Below are 18,873 nucleotides of genomic sequence, written 5' to 3'. Positions count from 1 at the left end.
GTCCGGCCCGGCGGCGCCCGTGCCGGGGCCGTCATCCGCCGGGATCCTCTGGTTCGCCCGCTCGACGGGCGTCCGGCTGGCGTCGAGCGGGCGAGAGGAGGCCGACGGGCGGCGGGCGGCCCGAGCAGGGGATCTACCGGACGACGACGCGGACGGTGTCCAGGTTCTGGACGAGGGCGAACGGGGTGCGCGGGTCGCCGTCGCGTTGCGCGGTGACGCGGACGACGGCGAAGTAGGTGCCCGGCGCGCCGTAGACGTGGGTCGCGTCCACGTTCGCCTCCGGGCCGACGCGCACGCCACGCGCCGGGTCCGGGAACGTGCCGGCGCCGACGAAGTCCCACTCCACCTTCACGATCTTGCCGGCCCCCGGCGGCGTGGACGCCCGGGCGGTGAACGCGACCGGCTGCCCGGCGACGACCTCGACGCGGTCGGCGGCGGGCTTGCCGCGCGCGGCGCGGGCGGTGAGGGCGACGACGGGCTGGACGCCCCCGCGCTGGCCGGCGGTCGCGGCCACGGTCACCTGGGAGTCGGCGTCGACGGTGTACCTGCTGCTCGCCGGCGGCCGGACGCCGCGCGTGACCCAGGCGTCGAGGTCGAGCAGGGCGCGCTGCCACTCGCCGGTGTAGCCGACGACGTGCGCCGCGGCGCCAGGGCCGATGGCCTCAGGCGCGACGTGGTCGGCGTTGTCCATGTACCAGAGCCGGAAGCTGTCGCTGGTCTGGCCGCCCCGCGCCGGCGTGGCCCGCTTCGCGTACCAGTCGGCCGACCAGGAGTAGGCCTGGATGTCCATCGTCGACGCCAGCATGATCATTTTTCCGTGGAAGCGGCCGGTGGGGGCGGCGCCGCCGGCGTTCGCGGCCAGCAGCGGGCCGACGAGGTAGGGGCGCTGCGCGTAGACCGGGGCGCCGCCCGCGCCGCGGTACTGGTTCCAGCCGTACTGGTCGGTGCCGGGGACGGAATGACGCTGGTAGTACTGCAGCGCGACCGACCAGGAGGTGTCGATGCGCACCCGGTCGCCGGCCGCCAGCGCGTTCGTGACGGCCGGGTCGGCGCCCCACGGGAAGCTGACCGTGTTGCCGTCGATCGCGCCGAACGTGAGGGACTTCCCGGCGGCGGCGCCGCTGGTGACGACCAGGTCGGCGCCGGTGAGGTCACCGGCGGGCAGGCCGGCGAGGACGACGCCGGTGGCCGGGGTGCCGACGAGGCTCTGGATCGTCGTGTCGTACTGGACGCGGGCGGCCGCCACGGCGGGGTCGTCGGCACCCTCGTAGCCGGGGACGTTCCAGAAGTCGTTGACGTAGCCGGGGTCGGTGGCCCGCACGACGGCCTGGACGGCGCCGAACGACCCGCCGTACATGGACCCGTACTGCCACCAGCCGCGCGGCGGGAAGCCGAGGCGGGTCACCTCCCGCAGGACACCGGCCTGCACGGGGGTCAGGCCGGCGTACGGGTCGCCGCTGCCGCCGGGCGCGACGGCGTCGGCGATCTGGGGGAGCTTGTCGGCCAGCACGCGCAGCGCCAGCACCTGGGAGGCCTGGAAGCTGGGGATCGCGTTCGGGACCCCGGGCACCATCGGGACGCCGCCGTCCCACACCCCTGAGGTGTTCTCCAGCGCGCCGAGGGTCTGGTAGGCGCCGCCGCTGCCGCCGTAGATGTAGCCGCGGGGGCGGCCGGGCTTGCGGTACACGCCGTCGGCGACGACCCGCGAGTACTTCGCCGCGGCCGCGTTGACCCGGTATCCGCCGAGCACGGGCGCGGCGGTGACGCCGCCGCCGTTGTTCGTCGAGACGGCGTAGGCCCCGTGGGAGAGGGCGAAGGCGATGGTGGCGGGGGTGGCGTCCTCCTCGGCGATCGTGGGGTAGGTGTACTCGAAGAAGCGGCCCTGGTACTTCTCGGCGGCGGGGAAGTAGAAGGAGAACCGGGCGTTCGTGCCGGTGAATCCGCCGTGGATGTAGCGGTAGCGCACCGTCGTCCCGGTCGCCGGGTCGGTCGTGACGCGCTGCTCGTCGACGTCGGTGTAGGGCTCGCGCAGGTCCGGGTCCACGCACCTGTCGGTCACGAAGACCGGGCCGCCGGGGGAGGCCGGCGCGCAGTCCGGTAGCCCGCCGGCGCCGGCCGCCGTGGTCGTCGCGAGCGGGACGAGTCCCGCCGTGACCGCGGTCGCCACCGCGAGGGGAATCACCCAGCCGGACCCGCGACGACGTAACCCTTCCACCACCACCGGTGCCTCCCGCCCATGCCTGGTGGGACGGTCCGAGCCGGGCCGCGGGAAACGAAGCGGCGCGTCAGCCCCACGTTTTCCTGACAGGGTTGTAAGGCTATCGGGGGTTACGGACGTGTCAACCGCTGTCATGCGGGCGCTGTCGGTACGGTGGGGAATGCCTCCCAGGAAGGGCGCGGTCAACCGGCGCGGCGCCGCCCGGCGCGAGCAGATCCTCGACGCCGCGGTCGACCTGTTCGCGCGGCGTGGCTACCGCGGCACCGGCCTGCTGGAACTGGCCGAACGCGTCGGCCTGACGCACGCCGGCATCCTGCACCACTTCGGCACCAAACAGGACCTGCTGCGCGCCGTCATGGCCCGCCGCGACGCCGAACTGGTCAAGGCGGCGCACGAGTTCCGCGGAAAGGGCATCTTCGGCCTGCGGGACGTCCGCGAGATCCCGGAGTCGGAGACCCTCACTCGGCTGGGACTGGTCATGCGGGCCGAAAGCCTCGACCCGGACGCCCCCCTGCACGACTACTTCGACGAGCGCGACCGGGCCACCCGCGACCTGATCGCCGGCGAACTGCGCCGAGGCCAGGACGCCGGCGAGATCCGCGCCGACATCGACCCGGACGTGAAGGCGACCGAGATCCTGGCCTTCAACATCGGCCTGGAGACCCAGTGGCTGCTCAACCCGGCCCAGATCGACCGCCCCACGGTCTTCCGCTCCTACCTGCGCGCCCTGCTGGACGACCTCACCCGCCCCGACGCCCCCCGCCGCCCGCCGAATCCCGGATAGCCGGACTCCCGGGCCGGATAGCCGGACTCCCGGGATGGCCAGACCTCCGGGACGGCCGGGCCTCCCGGAAAGCCGGACTCCGCGTCGCCGCACCGACGCGGGCGGTACCGTCGAGGTCGTGGATCAGACCCGGTTCGAGCTGATCGGCGAGAACCTGCCCACCGGCGCGGTCCCCACCATTCACCCCTATGCGAACGGCGTGCCGCTGCGCGACCTGGTCCGGGCCGCCGAGCAGCCCTTCGCCGACGCCGACGGAATAGCGACTGCCTCCCATGAGTCCGATCGTGCGGTGGCTCGGTGTTGGTCCTACCTGGCCGGTTCACTGTCACTGTGCGTCAAGTAAAAAGCTGACGTGAATTCGCCGGGAGGGGTCGGGTCAGCTTCCTGGAGAGCGGGCTCGAAGACGATTGTGGAGGACCGCCACTATGGCAGACCTCCCGCCCGGTCGCGCGCGAATCACCGAAAAGATCTTGACGTCCCTTCGAATGTGCAGGTCAGGAGTTCCTTGGAGGCGGCGGCTCTGCCGTCCGACCTCGGTGGGCGATGCGATTGGTCAGGACTCCGCGGCGTCCCGGTGTGACTTCTTGACAAGTCTCTCATAAGTATGCTAAGAGTGCGCCTCTTTGCCGTGCGGAGCGTGACAATAGGGACCATCGGTGCCGGCCACACCGAGGACCGGCTGGAACTTGGCCAGATCCACGGTGCCACCACCTTGACGGTCGTGCTGGCGGACGGTAGTGCAGGTTCGCTACGCGCATGGTTCGGCGTCGGCGGCGACGCGCGTTGGCGGACCGGTGGGAACCGCTTGACGGGGTGGTTATCCGTACGCGATATTTAGCTCCGCTCTCGTACGATCCACACATCTGTGAATGTCGCCGGGCTCGCTGGCTGACGTCCACGGGTGGTCTCACCGGGCGCGATGGCGTGTCCGGGGCGCTACTTTCCGATTTCTTGAGACGCTTCTGTTTCGGCGTGGCTCCCGCGCGCTTCCTCGCTGCGCGGGTCAAAGGGGTTGTGGCCTTCTTCGGGCTTCCCGGGCTTCGCCGAGATGGTGGCGCGTTCTTTTTCGCGCGCCCGTGAACTTCCGATCCTGCCGCATTTGCCGCGCGCTGGCGGGGACGGATCCGGCGTTTTGGGCGTCGGTGCCGGTCCTGAGTTTTCCCTTGACCTGTCCGGAGCTGCGTCATGCCTGGCCCGCTTGTGCCCGTGTGTCGTTCTCTGTCCTTTGGCCGGAAGATGTGGCGGCGCCATGCCCGGGTGCGCCGGGTGGCGTTGCTGCTGGTCCCAGTGCTGCTGTTGTCGGGCGTCGCGGCGCTGGTGGTGGATCGGGTGACGAGCCCGGACCTGGTGCCGATCGCGGAGCAGAACCCGTTCCGGGATATGAAGCTGCCGGAATCGTCGGACGGCACCGCGGAGGGCCGGGACCATCTGGTGTCGGCGGAGGTGACGTCGCGGGACGCGGCGCCCGAGGTGGCGGAGGTGCTGGCGCGGGTTCCGGTGGTCGAGGGTGCTGTGCCGGCGACGCCGGAGGTCGTGCCGCGGGAGGTGGTGTACCCGACGGGTCCAGATGCGCCGCAGGGGGAGGTGATCCTGCCGGAGGTGCCGGCGGGTGCCGAACTGCCGTTGGAGGAGGACCTGGCGGCGGGGATTCAGGACCCGGGTACGGCGCAGTCGGGCCGGGTGGAGGTGGAGTCCGCTCGGACGGACAACGCCTCGGTGTTCCGGAACCCGGACGGCACGTATTCGACGGAGGTGTCGACGGAGCCGGTGCGGTTCCAGGACGACCAGGGTGAGTGGGTCGAGGTCGACACCGGCCTGGAAGAGCGGGGCGGTGGCGGGTATGAGGCGCGGTCGGTGGCGGCGCCGGTGGAGATCGCCGAGGTGGCGGACGACGGGGAGCTGGCGCGGATCGAGCTGGGTGAGGGGTTGTCGGCGGGGTTCGCGCTGGAGGGTGCGGCGGGCTCTGAGGGTGCGGCCGAAGGGGAGTCGGTGACGTTCGCCGATGTACGCGAGCAGGCGGATCTGGAGTTGTCGGCGACGGCGTCGGGGTTGAAGGAGGTGATCGTGCTTCAGTCGGCGCAGGCGCCGACGAGCTGGACGTTCCCGCTGGCGTTGGAAGGGTTGACGGCGAGTCTGGACGGCCAGGGGCGGGTGGTGCTCGCGGATGGTTCGGGTGCGCCGGTGGCGGTGGTTCCGCGGGGGTGGATGGAGGACTCGTCGCCCGGGCGGGCGACCTCGGAGGGGGTCACCTACAGCCTGGTCGAGGCGGAGGGCACTGGTCAGGTCGCGTTGCGAGTGGACCTGGATGCGGACTGGCTGGGAGCGCCGGAGCGGGTGTTTCCGGTGCGGGTGGACCCGACGGTGACGCCGGTGTCGGCGGGAACGGATGACACGTGGGTGTCGTCGGCGACGCCGGGGACGGCGCAGGGTTCGGATGGGTCATTGCGGGTTGGGCTGCAGGCGGCCGGGGACGAGAACCGGGGCTATCTGCACTTTCCGAACAACTCGGCACTTCAGAACGCGAACGTTCTCTCCGCGCAGGTGTCGTTGTACAACACGGCGTCGCATGACGCGTGTGTGGCGCATCCGGTGTCGTTGTACCAGGTGACGCAGCAGTGGAACGGCACCACGCTGACCTGGCCCGGTGCCTCCATCAGCGGTGAGGTGGCGCAGAGCACGTTCTCGCACCAGTCCGGGAACGGGGGCTGCCCGGCCGGGTGGGAGACGTTCTCGGATTCGCGGTTGACGGAGCTGGTCGAGGACTGGAACGACGGCACGGCCGCGAACCACGGTCTGTCGGTGCGGGCGTCGATGTGGGATGTGACGCATTACAAGGAGTTCGCGTCGCAGAACTGTTCCTGTACGGCGCCGGGGACGGCGGGTGACTACCGGCCGAAGATGAACATCACGTGGTCGCCGTATGACGCGGCCTATGCGTGGCCGACGGGTTCGCCGGTGTGGGACCAGGCGCTGACCGGGACGCAGCCGGGGAAGATCAAGGTTCGGGTGACGAACCGGGGGAAGTTCACCTGGCCGGCGAACGGCAGTTACAAGCTGTCGTACCACGTGTATGACGCCACCGGGACCACCGAACTCGTCGCGCAGGGCTACCAGACGAACCTGCCGGTGGCGGTGGCCCGGGGCCAGTCGGTCGACGTCGTTGCTACGGTGACGCCGCCGCCGGCGGGTAGTTACATCGTGAAGTTCGACATGCAGGATACCGCGGCGGGCGGGGCGTTCTTCTCGACGCACGGCATCTCGATGCTGCCGGTCGCGTTGGTAGCCCCTCCGGCGGGCGGGGTGCAGGTGACCGGGTCGACTCCGGCGGACGCCCAGCGGGTCGACACGCTGCGTCCGGTGCTGTCGCTGTCGGGGAACCAGGCGGGGTTGACGTACGAGTTCCAGATCTGTTCGAACCCGGATGCGGCGAGTGGTTTCTGCGCGTCGTCGGGTGGGTTCATCGGGAGTTCGACGTGGCGGGTGCCGGCGGGTGCGTTGAACTGGGGGTATCCGTACTACTGGCGAGGGCGGGTCCAGGCCGGTGGGGTGACGAGTGCGTGGACCCCGCCGCTGGCGCTCTACCCGCAGGTCCCGTCGCCGCCGACGAGTGGGCATTTCGGTGGGGACCCGTATGCGCCGTTGGTGTCGTCGGTGACTCCGCTGATCGGGAACTACGCGTCGTCGACGACGGACATCTCGGTGGCCGGGGTGGGTCCGGCGTTGGAACTGACCCGCACCTATAACAGCCGCGACTCATCTGTGGGCATGTTTGGGGCCGGCTGGTCGTCGCAAGGGGACATGAACGTCCGGGTGGACGATTCCGGTGAGGGCAACCTGGTCGTGCGGTATCCGGACGGGCGGGACAGTCGGTTCGGTCGGAACTGGTTTGGGACGTTCACGCCGCAGGATGGTTACTACTCGCTGATGCAGGCGCCGAGCCCGCAGGTCGCGTCGTTCACCGGGGCGAACCACACGTCGTCGCTCGGCACCGCGGATACGGGTGAGTCGTGGCAGGTGCTGGCCGGGACGTGGGGGATCAACGGGAACAACGCCTACCTGGTGTCGGGCTCATCGGCGTCGGCGGTGATGCCGGCGCCGTCGGACGGGATGGTGCGGTTCACCGCACCAGTGGCGCAGGACTATCTCGGGGTCGCGTTCCGGGTCCAGGACGCCAACAACATGTGGATCCTGCACGTCCAGCCCTCGAGCAACTCCCTGATCCTGGCGAAGCGGGTCGGCGGTGTCGGCACCCAGATCGCGACGTTCAGCGGCGCCTGCTGCGCGGCGACCGACACCTACGCCGTGCGGATGTCCGGCTCGGTGCTGACGGTTTACCGCAACGACCGGGTCGTCGGCTCGGTCACCGACTCCCAGTTCTCGACCGCGACCAAGGCCGGTCTGTTCGCGCTGAGCACGGGTTCGGGGCGGATCGGGTCGGTCACGATCGTCGACGACCAGCACCGCGACAGCTTCACCCGCGCCAACTCGTCCACCACCCTCGGGACGAGCGACACCGGTGAGCAGTGGCAGGCGCTCACGTTGCCGGGGCTGGGTAACGGCACTTGGGGTATTTCCGGTAACGCGGCGTATCTGGCCACGGCGTCGGGGAACCGGAACATGGCGACGGTGTCGGCGGCGGCGGATGGGACGTTCTCGTTCAAGATGCCGGTGGCGCAGGCCGGTCTGGGGCTGGCGTTCCGGTTTGCGGATGCCAGCAACTACTGGCGGGTGGTGGCGCAGCCGTCGTCGGGCACGTGGCAGCTGGTCAGGACCGTCGGCGGGGTCGAGACGGTGATCGCGACCTCGAGCGGCGGGCTGTGCTGCACCGCCACCGACACGTTGACGGTGGTCACGAACGGGCCGGCGATCTCGGTGCTGCGTAATGGTTCCCAGATTCTGTCGGCGAACGATCCAGCGGTGTTCTACGGGAGCCGGGTAGGCCCGTTCGCGGAGGCGACCGGGTCGGGGCGGATCGACGACTTCACCGCGACCGCCGCGACCACACTCACCGACAAAACGGGCACCGCGCACACATTCCGGTCCGACGGCCGGCTGGCGAAGATCACCGACCCCGTCGGCCTGCAGCAGGAACTGAACTACAACAGCAACGCGCAGCTCACGTCCATGGTGAACCTGACGACGTTGCGGACGCTGTCGCTGACCTGGACTGGCACCCACGTCACCAGCGTGTCCACGCAGAACGTGGCGGCCCATTCCGGCCCGTTGACGTGGACCTATGGCTATGACGGGGACAAGCTGACGTCGGTCACCGGCCCGCAGTCGACCAGCCCGACGGAATACGCGTACGCATTCAACGGCAAGCTCGGGAAGATCACCCTGCCCGAGGGCAACGTAGACACGGTCATCGGCTACAACCTCGATGGCACTGTGGCGTGGCGCGAGGACGGGGCGGGTAGCCGCACCGAGTACGAGGTGCTGACGACCAGCCCGAACACGATCATCCGGGTGACCGACCCGCGTGACCACGAGACCGAGCACGAATACCACGACGGCCAGCTGATCTCGCAGCGGGACAGTGTCGGGAACCGGCAGTTCGTCTACAACGACCGCGGCTTCCTGAGGCAGGTCATCGACGAGAACGGCAACATCGTCCAGACAGAGACCGACACCCGCGGCAACGTGCTTTCCCGGTCGCAGGCCCGCGCCTACTACGGCGGCCTGTTCGTCAACACCGAGTACTACAGCTACTACCTCGGTCCGCCGGGCGACCCACGCAACGACCTGATCACTGTCTATCGTGATGGCCGGTCGGCGTCGTCGTCGGACAACACCTATGCGACGGTGCACACCTACAACGCGTTCGGGGATCTGGTATCCCGGACGACGCCAGCGACGCCAGGCCATCCCTATGGCCGCACCGAGTCGTGGGTCTTCTCCACCGGTAGCGAGGCGGCGGCGGCCGGGGGCGGGACGATCCCACGCGAACTGCCGATCTCCTACACCGACCTGCGGGGCAAGATCACGACCTACGGCTACGACGCCAAGGGTGACCTGCGCCGGTACCAGGGCCCATCCGGCCTGGTCCAGGAGTACACCTATGACGAGCTGGGTCGTCAGCTGACGTCGAAGGAGATCTCCGACACCTTCCCCGCGGGCCTGACCACCAGCTACACATATACGAAGCTGGGGCAGGTCGCGCAGGTCACCGAGCCCGGCATGACGAACCTGGTCACGTCGGTGGTGCACACCCCGGTGACGACGAACACCTACGACGACAATGGAAACCTGACCGAGGTCACCGTCTCGGACGCGACCGGTGGTGATACGGCTCGCACGACGGTCTATGTCTATGACGACGCGGACCGGGAGATCTACCGCACCGACGGCGCGGGTTCGTTCCCGTGGGCGACGTATGCGACGACGTATGACCCAAACGGCAACGTCGCGACGACGACGGACCCGGTCGACACGGTCACGTCCTACACCTACACGGCGCACAACCAACTGGCGACGACGACGCTGGAGGACTTCGTCGACGACCCGGTCGCCGGCACGTCGCCGCGTGACGTCGTGCTGGAGTCGCGGGCGTACGATCCGGCCGGCCGGCTTGCCTCGGTGACCGATGCGGAGGGGCGCACGGTCCGTTACGAGTACTGGCTCGACGGCCTGCTGTTCCGGGAGGTTCTCGACGGCTACCGGCCGCCGCTCCCAGCCTATGGGATCCTGTCCGAGGCCGGCGCCTACGACATCATCCTGGCCGAGCACTCCTACGACGGTGCCGGCAACGAGATCACCACGGTCACCGGCGGTGGGCTGCGCAAGACCTCGACGGAATTCGACGCCGCCGGCCGCAGCACTGCCACAATCGTCGACCCCCAGGGTTTGGCCCGCCGGACCGATGTCACCTACGACAATGGCGACAACGTCACCGCTACTCAGCTGTCGGCCGCTGGCACGGCGACGACCGAACGGATCGAGTACACCTTCGACGACGCCTCCCGGCCGACATCGATCACCGTGTTCGGCGACGGGGTGGAGCGGTACACCGACGCGGTCACCTACGACCAGCGTGGTGCCGTGACGAGTTCGGTCGATCCTCGTGGCTACGTCTCCGGCGGCGCGCCGAACCCGGCGTATGTGACCGATCAGGTCACCGACGCGCATGGCAACCTGGTCCAGAAGGTTTCCCCGCCGGTGCTGGTGGAGGAGAACGGTGCTTCGGCGGTCACGGACCGGCCGTCGGAGGAGGTCGGCTACAACACGTTCGGCGAGCCGACCCATGTGCGTGACGCCCGTAACAACGTCACGGTCACCAGCTACGACCACCTCGGCCGTGTCACGCAGAAGACCCACCCGTCGTACACCCCGCCCGGTGGCGGCAGCGCGATCGTGCCGACGGAGTCGTGGCTCTACAACGACGACGGCGACCCGATCAGTCACACCGACACTCGTGGCAAGACCACGACCACGGTCTACGACAAGCTCGACCGGCCGGTCGCCATCACCGACCCCCAGCTCACCGGCGCCCCGGCGGCCGGCGTCACCCGGATGATCTACGACGACGCCGGCAACCTGGTCACCGAGGTCGACCAGGAAGACGGGTGGACGTTCTACGCCTACGACGACCTCGACCGGGTATGGGCGACGACCGTCACCGAGCAGTGGCTGGCCCAGATCTTCACGACCTTCACCAGCCACAATGACGCCGGCGACGTGACCTCGGTGCTGACGCCCGGCAACTTCGCCGCGGGCGCGGCGAAGACGACGGACTACAACGGCGCCGGCGACCCGATCGCCGTGCACGACGAGCTCGGCAAGACGACCACCTACACCTACGACCTCGCGGGCCGGACCACGTCGGTCACCGACCCGCTGGGCCGGGAGACCCGCACCACCTACGACCGCGCAGGCCGGCCCACCGTCGTCGGCGAGTACTCACCCACCGACGTCCTGCTCCGCTCCACCTCGGCTGGCTACGACTCGGCGGGCAACGCCATCTCCGAGACGGACCCGAACGGCCACACCACAACGTCCACTGTCGATGCCCTGAACCAGCTGCGGTCCGTCACAGTTCCCGTGAACGGCTCGACGACGATCACGACGTCGGTCGGTTACGACCTGGCGGGGAACGTCACCCGGGTCACCGACGGTCGCGGCAACCCGACCGTCACGACCTACAACTCGCTGGGCCTGGTCGAGAAGGTCATCGAGCCGTCGACGCCGGCGTTCCCGAATCTGGCCGACCGGACCTGGACCACCACCTACGACGCCGCCGGCCAGCCGGTCACCGTCCTCGCGCCCGGCGGGGTCACCCGGACCGCGACCTACGACGCCCTCGGCCGGCTCACCACCGAGAACGGCAGCGGCGTCGGCACTCCGTCGGCGTCGCGGACTCTGACCCATGACCTGGTCGGCCAGCTCACGAGCATCGACCATCCGGGTGGGACGCAGTCGTTCACGTACAACGACCGTGGTCTGGTCACCGGCGCGTCCGGTGCCGGTGGGGCGAGCAGCTTCACCTACGACTCCACCGGCCGGATGACCGGGCGTACCGACCCGGGCAGCTCGACCACCTTCACCTACACCCCCCGCAGTGAACTGGCCACCGTTACCGGCACCGTCACCGGCGGGACCCGCACCCTCGGTTACGACGATGCCGGCCAGATCACCTCGGTGACCTACGCCGGCGCGACGCGGACCTTCGGCTACGACGACCTCGGTCGCACCACCAGCGACACCCTCACCGGCCCCAGCTCCACTGTTCTGCGCACCCAGACCTATACCTACGACAACAACGACAACCGCACCGCCACCACCATCGGCCCAGCCGGCGTCGCCGGAGCCGGCACCCAGACCTACACCTACGACTGGGCCGACCGGCTTACATCCTGGACCGACCAGGCGTCGGTGACGACGACCTACGGCTGGGACGCCGCCGGCAACCGCACCTCGAAAAACAGCGTCACCTCCACCTACGACGCCCGCAGCCGGCTCACGTCCGACGGCACCGCGACCTACACCTACACCGCCCGCGGCACCCTGGCCACCAAGACCGCCGGCGCCACCGTCACCACCACCAGCTTCGACGCCTTCGACCGCCTCCTCGGCGACAACACCGGCGGCACCCTGCAGACCTACACCTACGACGGCCTCGACCGCCTCGCCACCCGCAACGGCGTCCCCTTCGTCTACCCCGGCCTGGAGAAGGAACCCGCCACCGACTACTCCTCGTCGTTCTCCCGCGACCCCGACGGCGACCTCGTCGCCATCGGCAGCCCCGCCGGCAACTGGGCCACCCTCACCGACACCCACGGCGACCTCGTCGCCGCCTTCACCACCGCCGGCACCCTCACCGACAGCCGCTCGTTCACCCCCTTCGGCGAACCCGTCGTTGCAGGCAACCCCGACCTCCACATCGGCTACCAGGGCAGCTGGACCGACCCCGCCACCAGCAAGGTCAACGCCCAGGCCCGCTGGTACACCCCCGGCACCGGCACCTTCACCAGCCGCGACACCGCCACCCTCCCCATCACCGGCACCGCCGCCAACAACCGTTACACCTACGCCGCCGGCAACCCGCTGGCCTACAACGACCCCACCGGCTTCTACGTTGACAAAGCCCCTGGACCCAAGCCCAAGAAGGAGGCCAAGCCGGCACCAGCGCCTGCCAAGAAGGAGTCCAGGCCGACGCCGGCGTCGACCAAGAAGGCGTCTTCGGGCCCAGTGCAGGACGCGGCCTTCTGGGCGGGGGTGAACGCGGCCCTGGCCTTCCAGGCCGCGGCCAAGGCCAAGCCGACACCCCCGCCGAAGTCGGTGCCGAAGCCTGCGGCGAAGGCGCCGGTGAAGCAGGCGTCCGCGCCGAAGCCGATGCCGAAGCCTGCGGCGAAGGCGCCGGTGAAGCAGGCGTCCGCGCCGAAGCCGATGCCGAAGCCCGCGGCGAAAGCCCCAGCCAAGTCCTCGGGGTCCGCTCCGGCCAAACCTGTGGTGGTTCAGACCAAGAGCGCGTCCAGCAGTCCGCAGCCTAGACCGCCGACCAAGCCAACCGGTTCCACCATGAGCGTGGCCCCAGCCATTCGCGGAGGCGGCGGCACGGACGTCGTCCGGGCTTCCAAGCAGGCAAACGCCGTTGCCCCCCCTCCCGCGCCCCGGCGAGACGGTATCAAGACCCCTGAGCGCGTCTATAGCGTCGACGAGGCAACGGTCGATCGCAACGCCACTCCAGACAGTCTCGGCCCGATCCAGCGGGATTTCTGCCTAAGTGGACCGGTGAATGCATACAAATGCATCAGGGCTCGCCCGCTGATGGACCAGGCATTCGCTGAGGCGGACCGGCAGGCGATAGCCAATGACTGGGAGAATGGTGAGAAGAACGCTTTCCGTCATGCGTACTGGATGGCGATGATGGCCGACCGCTATGGCCCCAGATGGGCGTTCGAGTTCGGGATCTTCCATGAAATGGAAAATGACTTCTCCATCCCGGGGGTGGCGAGGGACAGCCAGGCCGACCTGAAGAACAACCTGTGGGCAACCACGCTCGGTCCGATTCTGTTCGTCGCCAACGACGAGATGCTGTCTGAGTACATTGCGGGTCAGGTCAACGCCAAGAATCCCAAACTCGACCTTGAATCGCCGAACGGGTGATGCGGGCCCGTCGTGTTCGTCGGCTGCCAGGGTCGAGGGCGGCGCTTACCACGCCGACCTGCGGGTGGACGAACGGCAGGTGGTAGAAGTCGAGGAAGTTTTCGACGACCAGCTTCCAGTTCGCCTCGACGTCGAAGCCGCGCTCCTCGGCGAGACGCAGCCGGGAGAAGTCGAGGTGCTCCCAGCGGGCCCGCAGCGGTGCGAGCAGGTCGTCGACCGGTTCGGGGTCGGGGCCCAGGTGCACGAGCACCATGCCGGCCCAGGTCGCGCTCGCGACTGGCAGCAGGCCGAGCTCGGCGGCGAGGTCCGCCGGCGGGGTGTTCCCGCGCCCCCGGTCCAGGTAGGGCGTGACGGCGAGCGCGCCGTCCAGCTCGTAGGACCAGCAGTGGTAGGCGCACTGCACCCGGCGCCGGCCGCGCGCCGGCGCGTCAACTAGCCGCATCCCGCGGTGCCGGCAGACGTTGTGGAAGACGCGCACCTGCCCGTCCTCGCCGCGGACCATCACCAGCGGCCGGCCCGCGACCATCATCGGGTGGACGTCACCGGCGTCCGGCACATAGTGCTCGAAACCACCCCACACCCAGCCGCTTGCGAAGACGGCCTCCTGCTCGTGCCGGAACGCCTCCGGCGTGACGTACGCCCTGGCAGGCAGGATGCTGCGCCCCACCGGCCAGTGGTCCAGCGGGCCGGGGGACATCCGCCCGCCCCCGCCCTCGGCCACGGGAAGCGGCCCGTCGGGCGCCGATCCGGGCGCGGTCGCCTCGGTGGCCGTCGCGGCGGCGAGGGTCGGCTCGGCGGTCATGACGTCCTCCCGTGAACAAGGTGAGCAGGGGGCTACCGGCGGCGGCGAAGCTCTCGCGGGCCCAGTCCGCCAGTTGCAGGGCCTCGGCCCACCGGTCGGACAGCTGCTCCCCGTCCGCCCCGGTGATCGCGTACGGGTGGGTCCCCAGCTCGCAGCAGAACATGACCTCGCGTGGCCCGTCCGCCGCCGGCGGTGCCGGCCGGGCCAGGATCTGGGCGAACCCCCTGGTCCACCAGTCGCGGAACCGGGCCACCCAGCGCTCGTGAACCGGGAAGCCCAGCGGTACCTGCACCTGCCCGCGGGTGGCGACCCGGCCCTGCAGCGACCCGGCCCGGGCCAGCAACGCGTCGACGAGCGCCTCGACCTCGGCGGTCGGCTCGTCGGGCAGCTCGCAGCCGCAGACGTGGTGCGACAGGTCGATCGCGAGCTCGACCCGCTCGTCGAGCGGGTCGAGCAGGTCGAGCAGGTCGAGCAGGTCGAGCAGGTCGAGCAGGTCGAGCAGGTCGAGCAGGTCGACGGTCGCGCGCAGGTCGTTCGTCATCGTGTCGCGGTGCGTCTCCAGCTGCATCGCCACCCCGGCCGCCGCCGCCCGCGCGTGCCAGCGTTCCACCGTCTCGGCGAGCAGGCCCAGGTCGCGGGAGAACACCCGCGCGCAGACGACCATCGTCGGCGCCCCGATCGCCGTCGCGTACCGCAGCGCCCGCTCCAGCGCCCCGTCGCCGTCGACGAACGCGAACACGGCCCGGCGCAGCCCACGCCCCGGCCCGTCGAGCAGCGGCGCGAGCTCGCCGGCCACCGGCGCCTGCCGCGCGCCCAGGTCGACCGCGAGGCCGTCGAACCCGCCCGCCGCGACCTGTTCGACCCGCTCGGCGAGCGTCCAGGCCCGCGCCGCCCGGTGCGGCAGGTCCTCCATCGCCCACAGCGACTGGAACACCGCCAGCCGCGCCGGCCCCGTTCGTGTCAGTTCTCATGTCCATCCCGGCTCACGTCATCCCCGGTAGTTGGCCCGCCGCCGTGGCGGCGGGCTCGACGACGACCCGCTCGGGCCGTCGCCCGGCCAGCACGTCGGCGATGGTGGCCGCCGCCCACTCGTAGGCGAGCGCCAGCGCCCGCTCGGAGTACCACGCGGCGTGCGGTGTGAGGACGGTCCGCGGCAGCGACAGCGCCGGGTCGCCCGGCGGTGGCGGTTCGACGGGCAGCACGTCGAGCGCCGCGCCGGCGAGCCGCCCCGAGCGCAGCGCCGCGTCGAGGGCCGCGACGTCGACCAGCTCGCCGCGGGCGACGTTGACCAGGTACGACCCGGCCGGCATCGTCGCGAGCTCCGCCACGCCGAGCAGACCGCGGGTCGCCGCGGTCAGCGGCAGGTGGACGCTGACGACGTCCGAGCCGGCGAGCAGCCCGGCCAGGTCGGCGGCCCGCCGCGTGCCGGCGCCGGCGAACAGGCCGTCGGGGACCGACGGATCCCAGCTGGCCGTCACCATGGCGAGCGCGTGGGCCCGCGCCGCGACCGCCCGGGCGATCCGCCCGAAGCCGACCAGCCCCCAACGGGTCCCCGCGACCCGGCGGGGGCGCAGCGCCCCGACGTCCCAGTGCCCGGCCCGCACCCGCCGGTCCAGCGCGGTGACGGCGCGCAGCAGCCCGACGGCGAGCGCGAGCGTGTGGTCGGCGACCTCCTCGGTGCAGTACCCGGCGCTGCTGGTCACCCAGATTCCGCGCCACCGCGCCGCCGCCAGCGGCACATGGTCGACGCCGGTGGAGGTGACCGCGACGATCCGCAGGTCCGGCAGCGCGGCCAGGTCCTCCTCACAGACCGCGGTCTCCGGCCCGACGAGCAGCCCGACGACGCTGGGCCCCGCGGCAGCCGCTCCTCGGCCTGCACCTCGGCCCCCAGCGGCTCCAGGACGGCCCGCACGACGCCGGGGTCGCAGAACGGGTCGCAGACCACGACCCGCCGCCGGCTCACGGACACCCGAGCGTCGAACCGTGGCTCACCAGCAGTCCTATGGACGTGCTGGCCAGCCACACATTGCCAACGCCTCGCGGGAGTGTGGCGGATGGGCATGTCCATGGACTGGGCCATCGACCACGGTTCGCGGCGGGCGTTGGGTGCGGGGCCCACTGGTCTGGTCCGGGGGGCCGCGTTCAGCGGCCGCCGCCGTGCCCGAGAAACCCGTGCCCGAGCCGGAGGGGCGCGTGCCCGAGTTCAAGATGTTCACGCCCGCCGACGGGGCCACACCTGCCTCGCCCGGCCAGCCGACCGCCCGGGACGGCGCCGGCGCCGACGCCGACCCGCTCCCGTGAGATCCCGGATGGCCGGACTCCGCGGCGCCTCGCCGACGCGGGCGGTACCGCCGGGGCCGTGGATCAGATCCGGCTCGAACTGATCAACGAGAACCGCGGCGCCGGCCGGGAGACGCCGGCCATGTCGGTCGCGCGGGGCGGCGGTCGACGGGCCTGACGGGACTGCCGGGCAGGCAGGTCCTGGTGTCAGGCCCCCGCCTGGCGGTACCAGGCGACTGTCTCGGCGAGCGCGCGGTCCAGCGGCGTCGGCGGCTGGCCGAAGCGGGTCTCGAAGGCCGACGAGTCGACGACGAAGTCGTGGTCGAACTCGTAGAGCATCTCCACCGTTTCCCGGGCGCCGGAGTTGAAGGCGCCGACGAGGCGAAGCTGCCACGGCTTCACCGCGACGAAGGCGGGCGGTACGCCAGCGGCGCGGGCGGCGGCCTCGACGAGGGCGAGCTGGGTGATCCCCGGAGCGGTCGGCGCGTGCCAGGCCCGCCCCCAGGCCGCGGGATCCTCGGCGACGCGTACTGCCGCCGCGGCGAGGTCGGGCACGTAGGTGATCGCGTGCCGAGCCCGCGGCGATCCCAGGACCTGGGCTTTCCCACCGGACACGAGTGGGCCGAAGAAACGTTCGCCGTAGGCCGAGTCCCGGACGCCGGCACCGAAGAAGTCGCTCGCTCGGACGGCCGCGGCGCGTACCCGACCGGACTGGTGCGCGTCGAGCAGCTCGGCCCACAGGGCGGCGCGCACCGCGCCCTTGCGGGTGGTCGGCCTCATCGGGAGGTCCTCGGTCATGGGCACGGAGACGGGCCCGTACCCGTAGAGGTTCTCGATCGCCACCAGTACCGCGCCGTTCGCCTCGCAGGCGCGCACGACGGATCGCTGGATGGCCGGGAAGTTCCTCGGCCACCGGTGGTAGGGCGGCTGGGCGCACTGGAACACCGCGGTGGCGCGGCCGAGCGCGGCACGGGTGGCGTCTGGGTCGGCCACATCGGCCCGCCACGGTTCGGTCCCGTCGATCGTGGTTCCTGACCTGGTGACGACGCGCGGGCGGGTCCCGCGGGCCACCAGCGCGGCCGCGACCGACCGGCCGACGGGTCCCGCGCCCAGGACGACGGGCGTGTCGAGAAGGTCTGCCACCCCACGTTCTCCAATCACTATTCGAAGTTCGAACACTGTTCGGAGAACGGTAGCCAAACACTGTTTGGTAGGTCAAGGGTGTTCGGGCAATCAAGGTCGTTCGGATAGCCTGGGCGGCGTGCGCGCGTCCACGGAGTCCCGGCGGGACCGGCAGCGGCGGGAGCTCGTCGCGGAGATCATCGCGGTCGCCTGCCGCCAGCTCGACGAAGGCGGTCCGGGCAACGTGTCGTGGCGGGGTGTCGCCCGCGAGGTAGGCATGAACCCGGCCTCGCTCTACACATACTTCGCCAGCCTCGACGACCTGTTCACCGCGCTGATCACGGAGAGCTTCCACGCGCTCGCGGGCGCCGTTGGCCAGGCGTTCGACGACAGCGCGGGCGCCGAGCCCGTCGACCGGCTCCTCGCCTGCGTCCGGGCATACCGGGCCTGGGCCGTCGCCCACCCCCGCCGGTTCAACCTGATCTGGACCGACCAGCTACCCGGCTACGCGGCGCCGCCGGAAGGTCCCACCGTCACCGCCGAACAGGCGGTCTATCGGCCGTTCCTCCTCGCGGTCGGTGAGACGGAGGGGCGCGGCGACCGGCTGGCGGAGTTCGCCGCCCTGCCCACCGGCGACCAGCACCGCCTCCTGGGCCTGTTCGGCACCCTGCACGGCCTGGTCTCCCTCGAGATCAACAGCCACCTCGCGCCGGGGCTGGTCGACGGCGAGGCGCTCATCGTCGACCGGATGACCCATGCCCTGAGACACGTCCACCCGCCCCGGGACAGCTCCTCCGCCGCGTCTCCGGATCAATGATCGCCACCTGGCGCGGCGGCTGTCGCCTTGCGATCGCGAGGCGACAGCCGCCGCACCAGCCGCCGGGGGGTCAGGCCCGGAAGGTCGGTGCCGCGAGCTCGGCGAGATGGCGCAGCGAGTTGGCGAGATGTTCAGGGCCGAACGGCGGGAACTGGAGGTACTCCCGGATGAACCGTGGCATCGCTGACCAGTCGTAGGTGAGCGGGACCTCGGTCTTGGACGGACCGAGCGGTCTCAGGTCCCAGAGT

General features: G+C 70.7%; 9 protein-coding genes and 1 pseudogene. 4 read left to right on the top strand and 6 right to left on the bottom strand.

Annotated features, from left to right (window positions below):
• Positions 1-133: 133 nt before the first annotated feature.
• Entirely contained in the window at positions 134-2,167 is a 2,034-nt protein-coding gene (locus tag I6A81_RS19535) for a PKD domain-containing protein (RefSeq protein ID WP_307874759.1), read from the bottom strand.
• Positions 2,168-2,336: 169 nt separating this feature from the next.
• On the opposite strand from I6A81_RS19535, the gene I6A81_RS19530 reads away from it, so the two are divergent.
• From I6A81_RS19530 to I6A81_RS19520, 3 genes are all read left to right on the top strand, one after another.
• Entirely contained in the window at positions 2,337-3,002 is a 666-nt protein-coding gene (locus I6A81_RS19530) for a TetR/AcrR family transcriptional regulator (RefSeq protein WP_307874758.1), read from the top strand.
• A 118-nt stretch (positions 3,003-3,120) separates the two neighbouring features.
• Positions 3,121-3,345 carry a hypothetical protein gene (locus I6A81_RS19525; protein WP_203005835.1) on the top strand — a complete coding sequence of 75 codons (225 nt, stop codon included), beginning with the start codon at positions 3,121-3,123 and terminating at the stop codon, positions 3,343-3,345.
• A 923-nt stretch (positions 3,346-4,268) separates the two neighbouring features.
• A complete protein-coding gene (locus I6A81_RS19520) occupies positions 4,269-13,604 on the top strand; it encodes a DNRLRE domain-containing protein (protein WP_307874757.1) in 9,336 nt (3,111 codons plus the stop codon).
• Here I6A81_RS19520 and I6A81_RS19515 read toward each other — a convergent pair.
• The 4 genes from I6A81_RS19515 to I6A81_RS19500 all read right to left on the bottom strand — a co-directional run bounded on the left by I6A81_RS19515 (position 13,558) and on the right by I6A81_RS19500 (position 17,829).
• On the bottom strand, positions 13,558-14,160 hold the full coding sequence (locus tag I6A81_RS19515) for an aromatic ring-hydroxylating oxygenase subunit alpha (protein WP_203005836.1): 603 nt from the start codon (positions 14,158-14,160) through the stop codon (positions 13,558-13,560). The two genes, I6A81_RS19520 and I6A81_RS19515, sit on opposite strands and share 47 nt — an antisense overlap.
• Positions 14,144-15,319 (bottom strand): hypothetical protein, encoded by a 1,176-nt coding sequence (locus I6A81_RS19510; RefSeq protein ID WP_203005837.1) that lies wholly within the window; start codon positions 15,317-15,319, stop codon positions 14,144-14,146. The genes I6A81_RS19515 and I6A81_RS19510 overlap by 17 nt, the downstream gene beginning before the upstream one ends.
• 70 nt (positions 15,320-15,389) lie before the next feature.
• Complete coding sequence (locus I6A81_RS19505) at positions 15,390-16,193, bottom strand: NAD(P)-dependent oxidoreductase (RefSeq protein WP_238430247.1); 804 nt, start codon at positions 16,191-16,193, stop codon at positions 15,390-15,392.
• A gap of 700 nt (positions 16,194-16,893) precedes the next feature.
• Positions 16,894-17,829 carry an NAD-dependent epimerase/dehydratase family protein gene (locus I6A81_RS19500; protein ID WP_307874756.1) on the bottom strand — a complete coding sequence of 312 codons (936 nt, stop codon included), beginning with the start codon at positions 17,827-17,829 and terminating at the stop codon, positions 16,894-16,896.
• A gap of 118 nt (positions 17,830-17,947) precedes the next feature.
• Here I6A81_RS19500 and I6A81_RS19495 point away from each other — a divergent pair, with 118 nt between their 5' ends.
• Positions 17,948-18,625, top strand: a complete 678-nt coding sequence (locus I6A81_RS19495) for a TetR/AcrR family transcriptional regulator (protein ID WP_203005838.1) — start codon at positions 17,948-17,950, stop codon at positions 18,623-18,625.
• A 70-nt stretch (positions 18,626-18,695) separates the two neighbouring features.
• Here the strand turns inward: I6A81_RS19495 and I6A81_RS46235 are convergent.
• Positions 18,696-18,869 (bottom strand): annotated as a pseudogene (locus I6A81_RS46235) (polyketide cyclase); the annotation flags it as partial.
• Positions 18,870-18,873 lie beyond the last annotated feature (4 nt).

This window comes from Frankia nepalensis, from assembly GCF_016786325.1.
Classification (GTDB): domain Bacteria; phylum Actinomycetota; class Actinomycetes; order Frankiales; family Frankiaceae; genus Pseudofrankia; species Pseudofrankia nepalensis.
The sequence above is the reverse complement of the archived record's forward strand: the minus strand, read 5'-3'. Positions and strand labels throughout refer to the sequence as shown.

Bases quoted from the DNA above. Each gene is read 5' to 3' on its own strand.
- I6A81_RS19510 (WP_203005837.1), bottom strand. From the start codon at position 15,319: ATGGAGGACCTGCCGCACCGGGCGGCGCGGGCCTGGACGCTCGCCGAG.